General features: G+C 32.3%; 15 protein-coding genes and 1 other annotated feature. Of the genes, 10 read left to right on the top strand and 5 right to left on the bottom strand.

Annotated features, from left to right (window positions below):
* Positions 1-7: 7 nt before the first annotated feature.
* Positions 8-262: a binding site (T-box leader), on the bottom strand.
* Positions 263-476: 214 nt separating this feature from the next.
* Complete coding sequence (locus ACWJJT_RS04680; RefSeq protein ID WP_462956213.1) at positions 477-1,337, bottom strand: mechanosensitive ion channel domain-containing protein; 861 nt, start codon at positions 1,335-1,337, stop codon at positions 477-479.
* Between the two features lie 288 nt (positions 1,338-1,625).
* Here ACWJJT_RS04680 and putP point away from each other — a divergent pair, with 288 nt between their 5' ends.
* The 3 genes from putP (at position 1,626) to ACWJJT_RS04665 (ending at position 5,289) form a co-directional block, all read left to right on the top strand.
* Positions 1,626-3,101, top strand: coding sequence for a sodium/proline symporter PutP (putP, locus tag ACWJJT_RS04675; RefSeq protein ID WP_462956212.1), 1,476 nt, complete (start codon positions 1,626-1,628; stop codon positions 3,099-3,101).
* A 239-nt stretch (positions 3,102-3,340) separates the two neighbouring features.
* On the top strand, positions 3,341-3,499 hold the full coding sequence (locus ACWJJT_RS04670) for a hypothetical protein (protein WP_462956211.1): 159 nt from the start codon (positions 3,341-3,343) through the stop codon (positions 3,497-3,499).
* A gap of 245 nt (positions 3,500-3,744) precedes the next feature.
* Positions 3,745-5,289: a M4 family metallopeptidase gene (locus ACWJJT_RS04665; protein ID WP_462956210.1), complete on the top strand. Its 1,545-nt coding sequence runs from the start codon at positions 3,745-3,747 to the stop codon at positions 5,287-5,289.
* Positions 5,290-5,710: 421 nt separating this feature from the next.
* On the opposite strand, the gene ACWJJT_RS04660 is transcribed toward ACWJJT_RS04665, so the two are convergent.
* Both ACWJJT_RS04660 and ACWJJT_RS04655 read right to left on the bottom strand, forming a co-directional pair.
* The gene (locus ACWJJT_RS04660; RefSeq protein ID WP_462956209.1) at positions 5,711-6,202 is read right to left on the bottom strand and encodes a hypothetical protein; all 492 of its coding nucleotides are present in this window, start codon (positions 6,200-6,202) and stop codon (positions 5,711-5,713) included.
* Positions 6,203-6,231: 29 nt separating this feature from the next.
* Positions 6,232-6,630, bottom strand: a complete 399-nt coding sequence (locus ACWJJT_RS04655) for a hypothetical protein (RefSeq protein ID WP_462956208.1) — start codon at positions 6,628-6,630, stop codon at positions 6,232-6,234.
* A gap of 309 nt (positions 6,631-6,939) precedes the next feature.
* Here ACWJJT_RS04655 and ACWJJT_RS04650 point away from each other — a divergent pair, with 309 nt between their 5' ends.
* Complete coding sequence (locus ACWJJT_RS04650; RefSeq protein WP_462956207.1) at positions 6,940-8,406, top strand: amino acid permease; 1,467 nt, start codon at positions 6,940-6,942, stop codon at positions 8,404-8,406.
* Between the two features lie 410 nt (positions 8,407-8,816).
* Here ACWJJT_RS04650 and ACWJJT_RS04645 read toward each other — a convergent pair whose 3' ends face one another.
* Both ACWJJT_RS04645 and ACWJJT_RS04640 read right to left on the bottom strand, forming a co-directional pair.
* Positions 8,817-9,641 carry a response regulator transcription factor gene (locus ACWJJT_RS04645; RefSeq protein ID WP_462956206.1) on the bottom strand — a complete coding sequence of 275 codons (825 nt, stop codon included), beginning with the start codon at positions 9,639-9,641 and terminating at the stop codon, positions 8,817-8,819.
* A 17-nt stretch (positions 9,642-9,658) separates the two neighbouring features.
* On the bottom strand, positions 9,659-11,419 hold the full coding sequence (locus ACWJJT_RS04640) for a cache domain-containing sensor histidine kinase (RefSeq protein ID WP_462956205.1): 1,761 nt from the start codon (positions 11,417-11,419) through the stop codon (positions 9,659-9,661).
* Positions 11,420-11,773: 354 nt separating this feature from the next.
* On the opposite strand from ACWJJT_RS04640, the gene ACWJJT_RS04635 reads away from it, so the two are divergent.
* The 6 genes from ACWJJT_RS04635 (at position 11,774) to ACWJJT_RS04610 (ending at position 19,647) form a co-directional block, all read left to right on the top strand.
* The gene (locus ACWJJT_RS04635; protein ID WP_462956204.1) at positions 11,774-13,039 is read left to right on the top strand and encodes an ABC transporter substrate-binding protein; all 1,266 of its coding nucleotides are present in this window, start codon (positions 11,774-11,776) and stop codon (positions 13,037-13,039) included.
* Positions 13,040-13,163: 124 nt separating this feature from the next.
* Positions 13,164-14,033 (top strand): carbohydrate ABC transporter permease, encoded by an 870-nt coding sequence (locus ACWJJT_RS04630; protein ID WP_462956203.1) that lies wholly within the window; start codon positions 13,164-13,166, stop codon positions 14,031-14,033.
* Between the two features lie 22 nt (positions 14,034-14,055).
* On the top strand, positions 14,056-14,937 hold the full coding sequence (locus tag ACWJJT_RS04625) for a carbohydrate ABC transporter permease (protein ID WP_462956202.1): 882 nt from the start codon (positions 14,056-14,058) through the stop codon (positions 14,935-14,937).
* Between the two features lie 142 nt (positions 14,938-15,079).
* Entirely contained in the window at positions 15,080-17,482 is a 2,403-nt protein-coding gene (locus ACWJJT_RS04620; protein ID WP_462956201.1) for a GH36-type glycosyl hydrolase domain-containing protein, read from the top strand.
* Positions 17,483-17,522: 40 nt separating this feature from the next.
* On the top strand, positions 17,523-18,935 hold the full coding sequence (locus ACWJJT_RS04615; protein WP_462956200.1) for a phosphoglucomutase/phosphomannomutase family protein: 1,413 nt from the start codon (positions 17,523-17,525) through the stop codon (positions 18,933-18,935).
* A 247-nt stretch (positions 18,936-19,182) separates the two neighbouring features.
* Positions 19,183-19,647: a C-GCAxxG-C-C family (seleno)protein gene (locus tag ACWJJT_RS04610; protein ID WP_462956199.1), complete on the top strand. Its 465-nt coding sequence runs from the start codon at positions 19,183-19,185 to the stop codon at positions 19,645-19,647.
* The last annotated feature ends 7 nt before the right edge of the window (positions 19,648-19,654 follow it).

The following is a 19,654-nucleotide window of genomic DNA, read 5'->3' as shown; positions in this document are numbered from 1 at the left end:
TCCCTATAAAAGGGACGAGCGAGTATGCACGTGTTACCACCCTAAATCTATTAAAATTATAATGAATAACCTTAATAGCACTTAGCAAGATACCAATCGATATCTGTTCCTTGTAATGGTGGACAACCATTAAACCTTATTAAATTTCAGGTTTACTTCTCAGAGATGATTTTCGGAAATAGACTGAACGTTGACTTTCACCAAATGTCAACTCTCTTTAGAACAGATACTAAAACGTACTCTTTCTCGTCATCAAATTTATTATTTATATTAAATAAAAATATATCATATAAAAAAAGAATTGTCAATAAATAAATAATATTACTATTAAAACTACCCCAGTTTTTGACAAGAATATGACTCTTTATAAAGATTGCAGTGAAGATAATTACTTTTTAAATATTAATTAACAGAAAAGCATTTAAGGATTATGGCTAGTATAGAATTGCTAATGGTATTCCTAATTCACCGCTTAATTATAATAATTCAATATCATCATGTTTAGAAAATTCATCTAAAATATCTTCTACTAGGGCATGTTGTAAGTTCCTGTAATTTCTCGCCTTGCAAATAAGCCTTAAATTTAAACAAACTTCTCCGGGTTTCATAGAAGTGTATACTGTATGAGAAAGGTTCTCGTAATAAATAGGAAGGGTTTTTGAGGCTATATTTAGTGAATCTTTTGCTTCTTGCTCAATATCTCTTACTTTATCATTAGCAATAGATAGCAATATGCTTTTAGCTTTTTTCCAATTACTTTTAAGTGTAAGGCTTATTTCAAGTTCATTCCAAGTAAAAGGGAATGAGTTAGATTCATTTATAAGATCTTTAGTGAGAACATTTATATTTGGTATATGAGTAATTCTTCCAGTACTTTGTCCATAGATTTTGTTGTCATTTTCCATAACCTCAATTATGGTAGTATAAAACCAGTCTATAGCGATTACATCACCAAGACTTTCCCCAAGCTTTATTCTATCCCCAAGTTTAAAAGGTTTATGAGTATTGATTATAAGCCAACCTAAAAAACTTGCTACAAGATCACGAAAGGCAAAGGCTAGTCCAGCTGAGAAAAATCCTAAAAATGTAAGTATATACTTAGACTCATACATCCATATTGGTATAATCACTACAGCAGTTAAGATATTTATTGATAGCGAGGATGTTTTTTTATGTTTTATTATGTTATTGGAATCAAGATTAGATTTATTAATATATGAACATATACTTTTTTTTACTAAATAAAATATCATTATTAACATTAAAGTTATAATGATTTTTATCAAAACACCTACGGTTTCAAACTTTAAGCCTAGCTCTAACAAAAATTTAATCAAATGATTTCTACTCCCTTATATCAATTTTAACTTTATATAGTTAATTACTATAAAGTAAATTGGTGCCTATGTCAATTACAGTGTTAAAAAAGTTGTGAAATTCATTATATAAATTACGAAACCAGATTAAAATGGCAATGGGCTAATAAACATATGTGGTATAATATTGTTTTGTACGCTCAAATATTATCTGTTAAAAGCTCATATTTTCAATTGTCTTGTAAAATGCTATACTACAAACTTTATGAAATTGACGAATGACATTATAGTATTGAAAGGAGAATTAATATGGAAATAGAATCAGTTGCTGCTATGGGGGTATATATACTTATTTTACTTTTAATAGGCTATTATTCCTATAGAAAAACAAATGACATTTCAGACTACATGATAGGTGGCAGAGGGCTTGGACCTATGGTAACAGCACTATCTGCTGGTGCAAGCGATATGAGTGGCTGGATGCTAATGGGACTTCCAGGTGCAGTTTATACAAAAGGAATATCTAGCATTTGGCTTGGAATCGGTTTAACAATAGGAGCTTACTTAAATTACCTTCTGCTTGCTCCAAGATTTAGAATTTATACAGAGGTTTCGAATGATTCATTAACTGTTCCAGATTACTTAGAAAACCGCTTTAAAGATAAGTCTAATATTCTTAGACTTGTATCTGGGATAATAATACTTGTGTTCTTTGTGCTATATGTTTCATCTGGAATTGTAGCAGGGGGGAAATTATTTGAAAGTATATTTAACTCCACATATACAGCGGGTGTAGTTGTTACATTATCGGTAGTTGTACTATATACATATTTTGGGGGGTTTTTAGCGGTAAGTCTTACAGACTTTTTCCAAGGATCCCTGATGTTTGTTGTACTAGTTGTAGTGCCAATTGTAGCATATATGAATATAGGGGTAAATGCTGGTACATTTGTCAATAAAATAAAAGTTATTGACCCAGCTTTATTTGATATGTTTAGAGGAACAAGTGTTGCAACTATTATTGGACTTTTGGCATGGGGACTTGGATACTTCGGACAACCACATATTATTGTCCGTTTTATGGCAATTAAATCTGCAGGTGAATTAAAGTCAGCAAGAAGAATTGGGATTACCTGGATGACCATAGGTCTTTTAGGTGCTGTATCAAGTGGACTTATAGGACTTGTATACTTTACAAAAAACAACATCCCGCTTACGGATCCAGAAACAGTTTTCCTTCGTCTTGGAGATATTTTATTCCATCCATTTATTACGGGTATTATATTAGCAGCAGTGCTATCAGCTATTATGAGTACTATTTCTTCTCAACTATTAGTTTGTTCAAGTTCTATAACAAGGGACTTTTATTTAACATTCTTAAACAAAGAGGCATCAGACAAGCAGCAAATGAAGATAGGGAAAATATCTATACTTATAGTTTCAGCTGTTGCCACATTCTTTGCATATTTGCCAAACAAAACTATTCTTAATATAGTTGGGCAAGCATGGGCTGGTTTTGGTTCATCCTTTGGACCTGCTCTTTTACTAAGTCTTTATTGGAAGAGAATGACTAAATGGGGCGCTCTATCAGGTATGGTTGTAGGAGGCTTAACAGTTATTGTATGGATTGTTTCTGGATTATCTACTTATATGTATGAAATGGTTCCAGGATTTATATTATCGCTCATAGCTGTTATAATTGTTAGCGTTATAACTGAAAAACCGGAAGAGTCTATAAATAAGGAATTTAAAAAAATGGAAGAAATATTAGCAAAGTTTAAGTAAAAATATTGAGTTCTCTTGTATATACATTGAGAGCTCAATATTTTTTTATTTGTTACAGTAAATTTTCGAGTGCAACCTAATAGGGAGATTTCATTTCTCGTATTCTAAATATAAAAATAAGGGTATAAAAATACAAGGATTGATAGAAAATAATAAAGATATGTAATTACACTGTATTGAGAACTAAGTCAGGTAAATTAAATAATAAATGTAAATGATAAAGGAGGCACAAATTATTTATGAATACAATTGATGAAATAAAACTTGAAATATATAAAAATGACATATTATCTGAATTAGGAGTTGAATTGTATAAATTAAATAATAAAGATATTGAGTGTTTAGACGACGCAATATTATTTAGTAATGAGGGAGATAGACTTAAAAAATTATTATAGAAGAATGTGAGGTCGAGTTCTGTAGTGAAGTTAAGGAAGAAGAGCTTTGGGCAAAATCATACGAATAAGCAAGAACCAGCAGTTTTATTTTGACTGCTGGTTTTTGCTGTTTAACTCAAAATAATAAAAAAAATGTCATATATTATGTTGTGAAATTAGTTGACTATAAAGACTATTCTCTTTATTATATAAGTAGTTATATACATAAAAATACTGTATATACAAATTATGGAGGGGGAAATTATATGAAAAAAGCAATTTCAATCTTAACTGCAATGGCAATGGTGGTATTAATTAATCCAGTTAATGCAAATGCATCACAAGGAAAGCCGGCAAATTTTGTAAAGGTACAATCATCAGAAAAATTGTCAAAAGACATGAAAGGTGTGCATAAATTCTTTAAAGAAAATAAAACCGTAGTTGAGGATTCAGTGAATAAGTTGGAAGAAGTAAAATCAAATGATGATAAATTGGGTTTTAAACATATCAAAACTCAACAAATGGTAAATGATATTCCGGTTTATGGTAATGAATATATCGTTCATTTTAATCAAAAGGGTGAAGTATATGCTGTAAATGGTAAATATGATGCTAACGCAAAAAATGCAAAAATAAATAAAGAACAGTTAATAGGTGAAAACAAAGCTCTTGAAATTGCAAAAACGCAAGTCAAATTTGATAAGCTTGAGGCAGATCCAACTACTAAACTTTACCTATACAATATAAATGATAAATATGTTCCAGTTTATGTTGTTTCATTAAGCTTTCTATCACCAACACCAGGAAATTGGAAGTTCTTTGTAAATGCTGAAAATGGAGATATAGTAAAAAAAGGCAATAAAATATCTAAGGTTGCTGCTACAGGAACAGGTTTAGGTGTACTCAACGATTCTAAATCATTAAATCTTGATAAGGTTACTGTACGTAACAAGGTTCAATATCAATTAAGAGATACCACAAGAGGTAAGGGCATAACTACTTATTCAGCGGCTAATACTACTAACAAAATTGGTTCTATCGTCTATTCAACTACAAACGTAATTAATGATAAAGCTGCTGTAGATGCACATTACTATGCAGGAGTTGTATATGATTATTATAAATCTAAATTCAATAGAAATGGTCTTGATGGAAAAGATATGGAAATTAAATCTACAGTTCACTACGCTAATAATTATGTTAATGCTTTTTGGAATGGAACACGAATGATTTATGGAGATGGGGATGGTATTGATGCTATCGAGTTATCTGGAGCTTTAGATGTAGTGGGTCACGAAATGACACATGCAGTAGATGAAAAAACAGCAAATCTTGATTATGAATTTCAATCGGGGGCATTAAATGAATCTATGTCAGATGCCTTTGGTGCATTCATCGAAAATTATGAACAAGCTGATAAATTTGACTGGTTAATGGGTGAAGATGTTTGGACACCTAAAGTAGAGGGTGATGCATTAAGAGATATATCCAATCCAACTAAATATGGTGATCCAGATAATATGAGTAAATTTGTAGTTACTCCTAATACGCAAGAGGGAGATTGGGGTGGAGTTCATACAAACAGTGGAATTCCAAACAAAGCTTGTTATCTTATAGCTTCTAATGCTAACGTAGGAATAGCTAAAGCAGAACAAATTTATTACAGTGCTTTATCTAATTATTTAATTGCGACTTCTAACTTCCATGATGCAAGAGTTGCACTTGTTCAATCCGCAACAGATCTTTACGGTGCAAATGGAGCAGAAGTTGCTGCGGTAAATGCAGCTTGGGATGCAGTAGGAGTAAAGTAAAGAATGGACTATTTGATGCTGATTGTGATAATTTAATAGAGTAGGATTAAAAAAACTAACTCGGATTTTTATTTGTGAGTTAGTTTTTTTAGTTTTAGTTCCAAATCAAATGTTAATTTAAGACTTATGCCTGTTTTACATCTAAATTTAATTCATACAGAATATCTATATGCTTTTAGGTGATAAATTATTTCATTGATTATTAAATAATATAAATAAACACAAAAGGAATGGCTTATTTCCCTTGCAGAGATTGGAATTGATTCAGATAAGCTGTGTTGATAATAACTATAAAAAATTGCCCGTCACATCACCAATCTTTTAGAGAGAAAGAATGGAAATGAAACGAACAATCTATGTTAATATAGTTATGGGAGCCAAAGTGGATTTTTCAACCACATTAAAAATGCAAAAGACTCATCTAACACATAACAATAATTTTATATGGTGTGGTCTGAGCCGGTATACTTTTTGTGGTAGCGCCATAGACAATAATTAGATTTCGATTTGCAGGGTTATTGCTAAATGACTGCCCATTTTCTAAAACTATCTGAGTAGTGGGGGCAATGTTTAATTTTAAATTATTATCGCTACTAACCAACTTATCGTTAAAATAGTCTACTTTCACATTTTGATATTGTGTATCTCTTGCCATAACAATTGCTCTAAATTGTGGCGGAAAAATGAGAGGAACAGGTGCATTTGCATCATAAAAGCCAGTTACCATATCTCCGGGTATCACCATTACATGGTCTACAAAGTAAGTAGTCGGCGTCACCACGAAATTAACTAAAGCTCCATATCCGTTTTCTACAGACATTAATTTATAACATCCCACGCCTTCTTCATTTGCCCCTATCCAAAAGTCATTAATCATGGTAATCATACCATGGAAAGGTTGGAATTTTTCCATCTTTATTCCTCGATTCTTTAATTAATATTTTAAAAACATTGGAAACTACTAATATTTCTCAAATCCATTCCGAAAAATCTCCATCTATTTCTATTCCAGCGGAAACCGGATATAGATCTAGGACCAACAAATGTAAGCCATGCCCAGAAGCCTCTTTCTCTCCTTGGCCATATATATACAAATCTATAAAGGCAAGGTCTAATTGCACCTGGGTCTATAGCTAGAGGGGTTGCACCAAATTGTTGTGATTGAGGCTGCGATGGTGTAAAGTTTGGAGGTGCAGAAGAGGGTCCACCTTGAGGTCCTTGTGCGAAGGATGTAAAATCATCCATTTGTCTGTATGGATACATTAAAGGGAAATCTTGAGTTTCTAGTTCATAGTTATACGTTGGATTATAAAATCTAATAGTATCTTCATCAATATACATTTAACTAACTCCTTAAAGTATTTACAATACAGTATATGATTACTTATAGGTTTTGTTATTCTTAATTTTAGGGGATTGTAGTAGAAAAGCAAATTGTGTTCACAATTTGATAGCTAATATCCAGGGTGTTTATGAGTTAAGTGAATTTAATAATAATATATTGTAGTTCAAATAATATATAAAACAATGTAAAATATTGCAAAAAAGTGTGGATGGTGTTAATATGAAAAGGATTTATAGAAAATTTTAGGAAATGAAAGATTTGTAAACGATTCCTAGGATATTAATTAATTGGAGGGGGTTCATAATATGAATGGGACAGGGGTTAAAAAACTTACATGGAAAAATCTAGCGCTGATGGCTTTTGTTATGGTATGGGGATTTGGGAATGTTGTTAATAACTTTGCAAATCAAGGGTTAAAAGTTGTTGGATCATGGATAATTATTATTTCATTATATTTTATACCTTATGCATTAATGGTAGGGGAATTAGGTTCTACATTTAAGGATGGAAAAGCAGGAGTTAGTACATGGATAAAATCTACAATGGGTACAAAATTAGCTTACTTAGCAGGTTGGACTTATTGGGTAGTGCATGTACCATATTTAGCACAAAAACCCCAGTCAATTTTAATAGCATTAGGATGGGTAGTAACACAAAATGGAAAATTCATTAATGGTTTTAGCCCATTAGTGTTACAATCAGTAACATTAATACTATTTTTATTTTTCCTATGGTTTGCTTCAAGAGGTGTTAATTCATTGAAAAAAATTGGAACCATAGCAGGAACATCAGTATTTGTAATGTCAATGTTATACATAGTGATGATGATTGCAGCACCTTCAATTACAGGAGTGAAAATTGCAACAGCACACATAACATTAAAATCTTTTATTCCGGATTTTAACTTTGCATACTTTACTACAATATCTATGCTGGTGTTTGCGATAGGTGGCTGTGAAAAAATAGCACCCTATGTTAACGATACAAAAGAGCCATCAAAAAATTTCCCAAAGGGAATGATTGTACTTGCAATAATGGTAGCAATGTCAGCATTATTAGGTTCAGTTGCAATGGGAATGATGTTTGATGGAAATAACATTCCAGTAGATTTAAAAATGAATGGACAGTACTACGCATTTAAAACATTGGGTAATTACTATGGCGTAGGAAATTTATTTTTAATTTTATATGCAATTGCGAATATGCTTGCTCAAATTTCGGCATTAGCTTTCTCCATTGATGCTCCTTTAAAAATATTATTTGCAGAAGGAGATAAAAAATATATTCCTGCTAGTCTAATGAAAACAAATAAATATGGAGCTCCAATTAATGGATACAAAATGACTGCTGTTTTAGTTGGAATTTTAATAATTGTACCAGCCTTAGGTATTGGAGATATGAATACCCTGTACAACTGGTTATTAGATCTAAATTCAATTGTTATGCCAATAAGATATTTGTGGGTATTCTTAGCATACATGGCTTTAAGAGGCTTTGCTAAAAAGAAATTCTCTTCTGACTATAAATTTATAAAAAATGATAAGATAGCATTCATAATAGGTTCATGGTGTTTTGCATTTACTGCATTTGCATGCATTATGGGAATGTTCCCAAAAGTAAAACCAAGCTCATCAGAGTATACTTTCCAACTTGTGCTTAATTTATTAACACCATTTATACTTTTATGCTTAGGATTAATATTGCCTCTAATTGTAAAAATATCAAATAAACGAATTACCATAAATAAACCAAATGTTACAAAAAAATCTTAGAGTATATCTTGAGATCTAAGGGGAAATAATAAAAATTGACTTAAACGGCTAAAGCCCTAAATTTCATGGGGCTAAGACCGTTTAATTTTTTTTTGTAATCTAATACCATTGCTAAGGGCGTATTGATAGCCAACTAAAAAAATGGTAAGAGTGGGTGTTAATGATAATTTTGAGCAAGAGAATATTGGCTCTAAAGTTGAAAGGAAAATTATATGATTTTTTACGAATACAGGGAATTGTTTGTATTTAAGGAGAAAAAAATCATTGTGATTAACAGGATTCCAATTTACGAACAAGTTCCGTTGCTACTTATATGAATATGAATTTAATATATATAAATTATTTTTAAAAGAAGTACTGATTTATTTATAGCTATACTTGCTTTTGTAATTTCTAACAAGTTAGTGAAATCAAATGAAATTATTAAAAATCTTATTTCGATACTCCATAGGTTTTAAACCAGTAATATTTTTAAAGAGTTTATTGAAATAAGTTACGTCTGTAAAACCTATCATTGCTGAAACCTCATAAATTTTATATTGGGGTTGAAGTAATAGTTTTTTAGCCTCATCAATACGTATTTCACTTAAGATATCAATAAAGTTACTACCAGTCTCTTTTTTTATCAGCTTACTAAGGTACCAGGTACTGATATATAAATAGGCTGATACATCTTTTAAGGTTAAGCCCATAGCTACATTCTCCTTCATAAAAGACAGGGCTTTAACTACAAGAAACTTAGAACTTTTTTCATTAGTATTAAGTGATTTATCTTCCATGATTGTAACGTCATCACTTAAATTGTAATCTTCTTTAACTTTTCTTTTCAAATTATTAAAGATTTCTTCATTTGATTTTACTTTTTTAAGTTCAATAATAGCTTCTTTAATGGAGAGGATTATTTCCTTAGTATTTGTGGGTTTAAGAAGAAATCTAAAGGCTCCAAGTTTAACAGCTTGTTGGGCATACTCAAAATCTCTAAAGCCAGATAATATTATTATTTTACACTCATGCTTATGTTTTTCTAGTTTAGAAATCATTTCTAAACCATTTAAACCTGGCATCCTGATGTCAGTGAAGACAATGTCAGGTTGCATTGAGGAAAGCATTTCTAGTCCTTCATCCCCGTCTGAGGCTTCACCTATAACGCTGCACCCTAATGAATCCCAATCAATAACGGTTTTTAGGCCTTCTCTTATGATTTCTTCGTCATCAATTATAAGTACTTTAAACATTTAATATACACTCCCTTTTATATGTCGGCGGGTACTTTAATTGTAACAATCGTACACATACCCTCTTGACTTTCTATTTTTAGTCCGTAATCTTTACCATAAAGTAGTCTAATTCTGCGATGCACATTAATTACACCTATCTTAGAATTATCCAAGAAATTTTGCGACTCTGGAAATTTATCATCACTCATGTCTTCAATTAGGGCTAGTAATTTGCTTTTTTCAATACCTAACCCGTCATCTGCCACAGTAATAATTAGTTGATTGTTTTCCTTCTTTATTTTAATATCTACTGTTCCTCCACCCTTTTTCATTTCAAGTCCATGGTATATTGTGTTTTCAATTATAGGTTGAATTAAAAGCTTAGGAAGCCTGTTATTAAGGGTGTCTTCATCAATATTTAAATTAAATCCTATTTTCTTTCCAAATCGTTTCTGGATTAAGAATTTATAGCTTTTAATATATTCGATTTCTTTATAAACAGGAATAAATTTCTCGTTGCTCCTATTTAGGTTTGCTTCTATAATGTACGAAAAAGCAGAAATCATTTCACTGACCTCATCATCACCGTGGATTTTTGCTTTCCAGTTAATGGACTCAAGTGTATTATATAAAAAATGGGGATTAATCTGAGCTTGCAATGCATTAATTTCAGCTTGCTTCATTACAATTTGTTCTTTATATACTGTATCAATTAGGGTCTTTATATTTTTCGACATTTTATTAAAGGTACGAAATACGAAACCAAATTCATCCTTGCGATCACTTTCTATTATTACACCCATGTTACCATTTTCTATTTCCTTCATTCTTTTTATTAATACCTTCAGTGGATGTATCATTGTATTATATAAGTAATTTATAAGTAATAAGCAAATGGGAAGAGTAGCTATACATAGAATTATACTAAATTTGGCTACCTTTCGTATCTCTTTAAACAATACGTTTCCTGAAATTCCAACAACAAGTTTCCAATTGGTTGGTTTAATTGTGTCATATATCATATATAGAGAGTCACTTTTAGTCTTTATCTCTCCTTCACCTTTGTCTAAATTAGAATTAAGAAAAGATTGTATGGATTTATTAGTATTTACATCAAAACTATCATTTATAAATATTAATTGGCCATCGCTACTATAGAGACCCAAAGTTTGCCTTGAGTTAATCATAGTATTGTTAAATATTTCCATAAAACATTGATTATCTATTTTAAGGGCTAAAAGACCCACTACCTTATTCACATTTAATGAATCGTATATGGATTTTGCTAAGTATATACCATCTATTTTCCCGTTTTTACTTGCTACATACCATACTGGAGAGCCTTTTCCTTTTATGGCTATCTCATTTAACTTATCCATATTAGCGTAACAATCCGTAGTAGCAACAAAAGCTCTATTTGCTTGAAAAACCTTTCCACTCTCAGAGTATTTAATGAGAATTTCGTTTAGCTCATATTTAGCGAAAAGTAAAGATTGTAAATACCGTTGGAAACTGTTTTCATATATAAAATCTAAATTATTAGTATTAATTAAAGTGTTTGTATCTATTATTTTACTATCATAAAAAAGCTGTATTGAGTAAAGGTTAAGCTTATCCATTCTGTCTGAAAGCGAATGGGTTAGTTGTTGGGCTGCACTTTGATAGTCCACTATAGCTTTTTCTTTAATCGTTTTTGAATAATTCACATATCCTAAATAGCCAATAATTATTGTAGGATAAAGAATAAATAGAATTGCAATAATAATAAGCTTGGATTTCATAGAATGTTTTGTCATAATAAAAGTCCTTTCATAAGCTAATTTTAATATGTTTTCTATAAGTATACCTTATATTAGGCTGAATAAATTCCGAAACTAATTATATATTAAAAAGAAATTATTATAAAAAAGCATTGATCCATAGGTGTAAATTACCATATTTTGGTGACATGCCAAAATAAACAAATAAATACCAATATGGACAGATTTAAGTTTTTGATATGAATGTTATAATATGATTGTAAGTAAGAAGTAGCATGTAATCATTTACTTGCTAATTTGAAAAGATTCAATCAATATTATTAATAAGCACAATGCTCATAATTTAATATTTTAATAATATTGTAGAAATAAAAATAGGGGGATATCAAAATGAAGAAATCCAAAAAATTATTTTGTTTGCTCATGACAACTGCTGTTTTAACTTCAGCTTTAGCTGGATGCGGTAGCAAGAATTCAGCTACAAGTACAACAGTTGCAGAGGAGACGGAAGTAACAATTAGAGTAGAAACAACTTTTACTGGTGCAGACCCATACACCGAAGTATGGCAACAGGCTATAAAAGATTTCCAAGCTAAAAATCCGAAAATTAAAGTTATAGATGAAGCTACTTCTGCTGCAAGTGAGGCGTTTAAAACAAAAATAAATACTGATTTCGCTTCAGGTAATGAACCAGATGTAACATACGGATTTAATGGCGCATCTGGAAAACCGCTTGTTGACTCCGGTAAGGTAATTTCTTGGGAAGATGAATTAGCTAAGGATGCTACTTGGGCTGCAAACTTTAAGAAAGCAGGACTCGATGCTGCAAAGTATAATGGTAAGCTTTATGCACTTCCTTACATTGGTTTTTTTGAAGGAGTATGGATAAATACCGATTTATTTAAGAATAACGGTCTTGAAATTCCTAAGACTTATGAAGATATTATAAAGGCTATTCCAGTACTTAATGCAAAGAACATAACCCCAATCGCTTGTTCGTTTGCTGAAGAACCACATTATTTAATCGAGACATTATTACTTTCACAAGGTGGAGCTTCCGGTCATAGTAAATTATTTGATGCGAGTTGGGCTCCAGCACTTGCATTAACTAAAGACCTTTATGATAAAAAAGCATTTACAAAAGATGCCTTAACAATTAAACAAGCTGCTTGTTCTCAGGCTTTTGCTGATAAGAAAGCTGCAATGTTTATTTCAGGTTCTTGGTCAGGTGGAGCATTTCATAATATGGAAAATGTTAGTGTAATACCGTTCCCACTAGTACCAGGTGCAAAAGCTAATGATAATGACATCATTGGTGGGACAGGCACAGGTTGGTATGTAACTAAAGCTCTTAATGATGAGAAAAATGGAGCTGGTATTAAATTTGTTAAGTTTATGACAGAGCCAGAACAACTCGCTAAGTTTGCTGAAAAAGGAGGGGTTCCGCTTGAAAATGTACCAGCTTCAACTACAGGTGGTGCACTAGCAAAAAATATCGGTGAATTTACGTCTAAAGCTACTAGCATGACTGGTCCTGCTGGAGATAATATGAATCAGGAAGCCTTTACAGCTATATGGAAAGGTATGCAATATATAGCTTCTGGAAAGAAGACATCACAACAAGTACTTGATGAGGCACAAAAATTAGTAAAATAGTCAAGACTCAGTAGTAATATCTCTAATTAATAATATCTCTAATTAATAATACACAATGCTCAATATATAATAAATTCTATTGATCATTGTGTATTTTAAAATAATGTTTCGGGGAGTAATGAATATGATTTTAAAGGATAAAAAATATGCTTTTTTATTTTTAGCGCCAGCTCTTACTTTAATTACGGTTTTTCTATTCAATCCGCTAATCCAAACATTATATTTTAGTTTAACTGATTGGCATTATTTTTCAATGAAAAAGTCTTTTATTGGTTTAGAAAATTATCGGAGACTTCTACAGGACCCAGTAGTTGGGATAGCAATTAAAAACACACTATTATTAATAGTATTATGTATTATATTTGAAATTGGATTCGCTCTACTCCTTGCTATGTTAATGGATGGAGTCAAGAGGGGTTTTAAGATTTATAGAACAGTTTTCTTTTTTCCTGTTGTAGTATCAGGTTCCGCAATAGGACTTTTGTTCTCACTTACATATCAGTATGATGCAGGTCTTTTGAACAACATTTTAGGTGTATTTGGTATGTCAAAGACAATATGGCTAACTGAAAAATCTTCAGCATTACTTTCTATGATGCCGTATATTTGGCAAATGACAGGTTTTTATTTTGTAATATTTATGACCGCACTTACAAAAATACCAAGTGAGATATATGAATCAGCATCTTTGGATGGTGCAACGGGATTAACCAAATCAATATATATAACACTTCCACTTATAAGGGATGTAATAATTACAACTATTGCTTTGGTAATTACATCAGCTATAAAGGTTTTTGATATTATATTTACAATAACGCAGGGTGGTCCTATGAATTCAAGTCAGGTTTTGAGCACATATATATATCAAACTACATTCCAATCTATGAATCAAGGCTATGGGTCTGCACTATCTATTCTTATGGTTGTTATAGGAATTGGTTTGACTATTATTACTACATTAATATCAAGGAAAGATCCAATAAGTTATTAGTTTTATGGAGGGGTGTTAGAGTATGTTGAATTCAAAAGTTTCAAAAGATATTTATATAGAAAAAAAGCATATTAATTCAAAAGTTAAGATGTCGAAGATTATTACACATTTTATATTAATAGCATGGGGTATAACAACCATTGCACCAATAGCATGGGTTATTATGAATAGCTTTAAGAGTTCATCTGAAATAATTTCTAGCGCTCTTAGTTTTCCAACTAAATTTAATTTAGATAACTTCAAGTCGCTTGGAAAATATTCTCAAATAGACATTCCTAGGGGGTTTTTTAATAGTATTGTTATTTCTGGTACTGTTGTTGTATTAGTATTAATTCTTGGAGCAATGGCTGCATTTGTACTAGCAAGATTTAAGTTCTTTTTAAATGGGCCAATAATGATACTTTTAGTTGCTAGTATGCTTGTTCCACAGTTTGCAGTTATTATTCCTAATATTAAAATATTGCAGTTTTTTCATTTTAATAACACTTATTTAGCTGTAATAGTACCACATACTGCCGGGTTTTTAAATTTTGCTATAATTATGATGACGGGATTTATGAAGTCTCTTCCTGTTGAGCTTGAAGAAGCTGCGATAATAGATGGGTGTAGTATACCAAAAATATTTATGAGAATAATAATCCCATTGTCTACTCCAATACTCGCAACCTCAGGTATAATGATTTTTTTATGGTCTTATAATGATTTACTTCTTCCACTTGTATATCTTACAGGGGAATTAAGACCTATAAGTGTGCTTTTAACACAAATTTCAAGCCAGTTTAACACGGATTATGGTGCGATGATGGCAGCGCTCACAATAACAATAATTCCAGTGATAGCACTCTATGTAATTTCTCAAAAATATGTAATTAAGGGTATGATGGCTGGTGCTGTTAAGGGATAAGGAAAATCAACCTAACTGAAAGGATTTGATAATATTACTGTGCTTGTACTATAGAAATATCCAGCAATGCTAAGGAGTTATTTAAAGAAGAACTAAATCAAGTTAGTAGTACAATTAAATTATAGTAAAGGGAGAAGATAAAATGAAATATGGATATTTTGATAATGTAAACAGGGAATATGTTATTGAACGCCCTGATGTGCCAGTATCTTGGGTGAACTATCTTGGGGTGAAGGATATGTGTGCTGTAATTTCTCAAAATGCAGGTGGGTACCTATTCCATAAAAAGCCACAGTACAATAGAATAACTCGTTTTAGACCAAACGGCGTACCACTAGATAGACCTGGCCACTATGTTTACCTTCGTGATGATGAATCTAGCGACTATTGGACAATTTCTTGGCAGCCAGTTGGCAAGGACCTTAAAAAGGCAAATTATAAATGCCGTCATGGGCTATCTTATTCCAAATTTTCCTGTGAATATAGCGATATAAGTGCAGAACAGGTTTTGTTTATTCCAGTAGACGATGATGTAGAATTATGGGATGTCAAGATAAAGAACAATGGAACAACTCCACGTAAATTAAGTGTGTTTTCTTACGTAGAGTTCTCATTCCAAAATATTGATATGGATAATGAAAACTTCCAGATGAGCTTATACGCATCAGGTTCTAGTTATGAAGATGGAGTTATAGAAAATGATCTTTTTTATGATAATGGTGAGACAGGTTATCAATACATAGCATCGAGTTTTGAACCAGAGAGCTATGATTGTTTAAGAGATAAATTCTTAGGAAACTACCACACTGAAGACAATCCAATAGCTGTAGAAAAGGGAATTTGTAGTGGGAGTTCAGAACTCGGTGGAAATCACTGTGGTGCTTTACATAAAAAAGTAATCTTAGCTCCAGGAGAAGAAACTAGACTTATATTTATGGTTGGTGTTGGTGCAAGAGCTAAAGGCATGAAAATGAAGGCTAAATATTCAAATGTTGCTACTGTAGATAAAGCATTTGATGAACTTAACGAATACTGGGAAAGGAAATTATCGGCATTTCAGATTAAGACACCAAATGAAGGTATGAATACCATGATAAATACATGGAACCTTTATCAAGCAGAAACGAACGTTGTGTTCTCAAGATTTGCTTCATTTATAGAAGTAGGTGGAAGAACAGGACTTGGATATAGAGATACTGCTCAAGATGTTATGTGTGTTCCTCATACAAATCCTAAAAAGTGCAAACAACGTATAATTGAACTTCTTCGTGCACAGTCAAGCATAGGTTACGGATTACATTTATTCCAACCAGAATGGTTTGATCCAGAGGTTGCTAAAATCTCACCTTCAAAATCACCAACAGTTGTACCAACTCCAAACATGTCAGATGTAGTACATGGATTAAAGGATGCATGCTCAGATGACGCATTATGGCTGATTGCAGCAATATGTGAATATGTACAAGAGACTGGTGAAGCCCAGTTGTTTGATACGATAGTTACTTTTGCTGATGGAGGAGAAGCCACGGTATATGATCACATGAAGAAAATACTTGATTTCTCAAGGTCGCAGGTTGGAGCTAAAGGGATATGTAAAGGTCTTAGAGCAGACTGGAACGACTGCTTAAACCTTGGAGGAGGGGAAAGTGCTCTAGTATCTTTCCTGCATTTTTGGGCACTAAATAACTTTGTTGAATGTGCTAAATTCTTAGGTAGAACAGAAGATGTAGCGGTATATAGCGCAATAGCGAGTAAGGTTAAAAAAATATGTGAAAATGAGCTTTGGGATGGGAAATGGTATATTCGTGGAATTACAGCAGATGGAGAAAAAATAGGAACTCAAAAAAATGAAGAAGGAAAGGTTCACCTTGAGTCAAACACTTGGGCTGTTATTTCTGGTGTAGCGGGCCCAGAAAGGGCTAAGGCTTGTATGGATGCGGTAGATAAATATTTATATTCAGACTTTGGTCTACACTTAACATCACCATCCTATACCAAACCAAATGATGGAATAGGTTTCGTAACTCGTGTATACAAGGGAGTTAAGGAAAATGGAGCTATCTTCAGTCATCCTAATCCCTGGGCTTGGATTGCTGAATGTATGATTGGACGTGGTGATAGTGCTATGAAGTTCTACGACGCCTTATTACCTTATAATCAAAATGATATGATAGAGACTCGTGAAGCCGAACCATACTCATACTGTCAATTCGTGATGGGAAAAGATCATACAGCTTACGGTAGAGCAAGGCACTCATGGCTTACAGGAAGTGCTGGCTGGGCATACTATGCAGCAACTCACTACATGCTAGGAGTTCGTCTTAACTTTGATGGCATGATTATAGATCCATGTATACCTGGAGATTGGACAGAATTTGAAGTTACTCGTCTATGGCGTGGAGCAACTTATAATATAACCATACAAAATCCAAATGGAGTACAAAAGGGTATTAAAGAAATAATTTTAAATGGAACGGCAGTGGAAGGTGCTATTAAGCCACAAAAAGCTGGTTCACAAAATATTATAGTTGCTATAATGGGCTAATAAAAGTAAGTATATTAAAATTAGTAAAGGAGTTAAAAATATGATTAAATTTGGTACTGGTGGATGGAGAGCTTTTATAGGCGAAGATTTTACAAAAAAAAATGTACAACTTCTTTCTCAAGCTCTTGCAAACCTTATGAAGAATGAAAAATGTGAGAGCAGTGGTTTTGTAATAGGTTATGATAATAGATTTTTATCTGACAAATCAGCAAAATGGGTTTCAGAAGTAATGGCTGGAAATGGAATAAAGGTTTTTTTAGTAGCAAAATCCGCACCTACCCCTCTAATAATGTTCACTGTGAATTCTTTAGACGCATACTATGGTGCAGCTGTAACAGCAAGCCATAACCCAGCTGATTACAATGGACTCAAAATATTCACAAGGGGTGGAAGAGATGCTAAAGAAGACGTTACAAGAAGTCTTGAAGAAATTATAAACAATATTACTATAGATGATGTTAAGCTTGTTATCTTTGAGAAAGGAATAGCAGATGGTTTAATTGAAATTATAGATCCGTTTAATGAATTTATAGATTCAATTATCAGCATGATAGATATAGAGTCTATAAGGAATAGCAAACTAAAGGTAGCTCTTGACCCAATGTTTGGAGTTTCAAAGACTTGCCTTCAAACTATACTTTTAACTGCAAGATGTGAGGTTGAAATAATAAATAATAGACACGATACCTTATTTGGTGGAAGATTACCTTCCCCAAGCACACACACACTACATCGTTTAAAGGATTTGGTAGTTGAAAAAGGATATGATATCGGGATAGGAACAGATGGGGATGCTGATAGACTTGGAATCATAGATGAAAAAGGTAACTTTATTCATCCAAACGATATTCTTTCTGTGTTATATTACTATCTATTAAAGTACAAGGGATGGAAAGGTGGAGCTGTAAGAAACCTTGCAACCACTCACCTCCTAGATAAAATAGCAGCGAGCTTTGGTGAGGAATGCTACGAGGTTCCAGTTGGTTTCAAGAACATAAGCTCAAAAATGGAAGAAAAGAATGCATTAATCGGAGGAGAAAGCAGTGGTGGATTAACTATTCGTGGGCATATTAAGGGAAAAGACGGAATATTTGCTGCTAGCCTTCTAATCGAATTGCTTAGTGTAACAGGAAAAAGCTTATCAGAATTACTTGAAGAAATTCATAAGCAATATGGATATTTCTACATGACAGAATCTGATTATAAATTCAGCATAGAAGACAAGGAACAGATTAGGACAAAACTTTTCGTAAATAAGTTAATCCCAAATTTTGGTTATAAAGTAGAAAAAACAAACTACGAAGATGGCTTAAAGGTATATTTTAGAAATGGTGGCTGGATTATAGCAAGATTCTCTGGCACAGAACCGCTTTTAAGAGTATTTTCTGAAATGGAAAATGAAGCTATGGCCAATGAAATAAGTAATATTATGAGAGAATTCTTAAACTTATAAGTATATTAATATTGCAGCACCGAAGGTGATGATTTAATAAAAGGTGTATTTTATACCTAATTATGGTATAGAATACACCTTTTATTTTTTGATTTAATTTTAAAAAGTTACCCTTAGCAAAACAAATTGTGTTCACAATTTGTTTGCGGCCCTTGTAGGTGTTCATGTGTTTCAATTAACTAGTGGACTTGCTGTAATATTACATATATAATAGTATGTGGAATATTTTATTAAAAGGGGGCAATTTATGAGAAATGAAGTTAGTATTAAAAAAATAAGAAGAGATGCAGAAGAGTCATTCAGAAAAGGTGATTTTTTTTGTTCCGAAGCTATTGTTAGCTCAATAAAAAACAACTTTGAAATTCCAATGCCAGATGAGATGATTGCAATGTCTTCAGGATTTCCTCTTGGAATAGGAAAATCAAAATGTGTTTGCGGTGCTGTATCAGGTGGAGTAATGTGCATAGGTTATTTCTTTGGGAGAACAATTGCTGGAGATCCTAAGGTGCAAAATGCGCTTAAGTTTGCTAATGAATTGCAAGAGAGCTTTAAAAATAACCATAAGGTGTTATGTTGTAAAGTCCTTACTCACGGAATGGACATGACTTCTGGAGAACATCAAGCACAATGCATTTCCTTTACTGGGGAAATAGCTGAAAAAGCTGCGCAAATTATAGTTAGAGAGCTCGGCCTTGTAAATATTGATGAATAAGGTGGTA

The sequence above is a fragment of the Clostridium sp. CM041 genome, assembly GCF_055081035.1.
The sequence above is the reverse complement of the archived record's forward strand: the minus strand, read 5'-3'. Positions and strand labels throughout refer to the sequence as shown.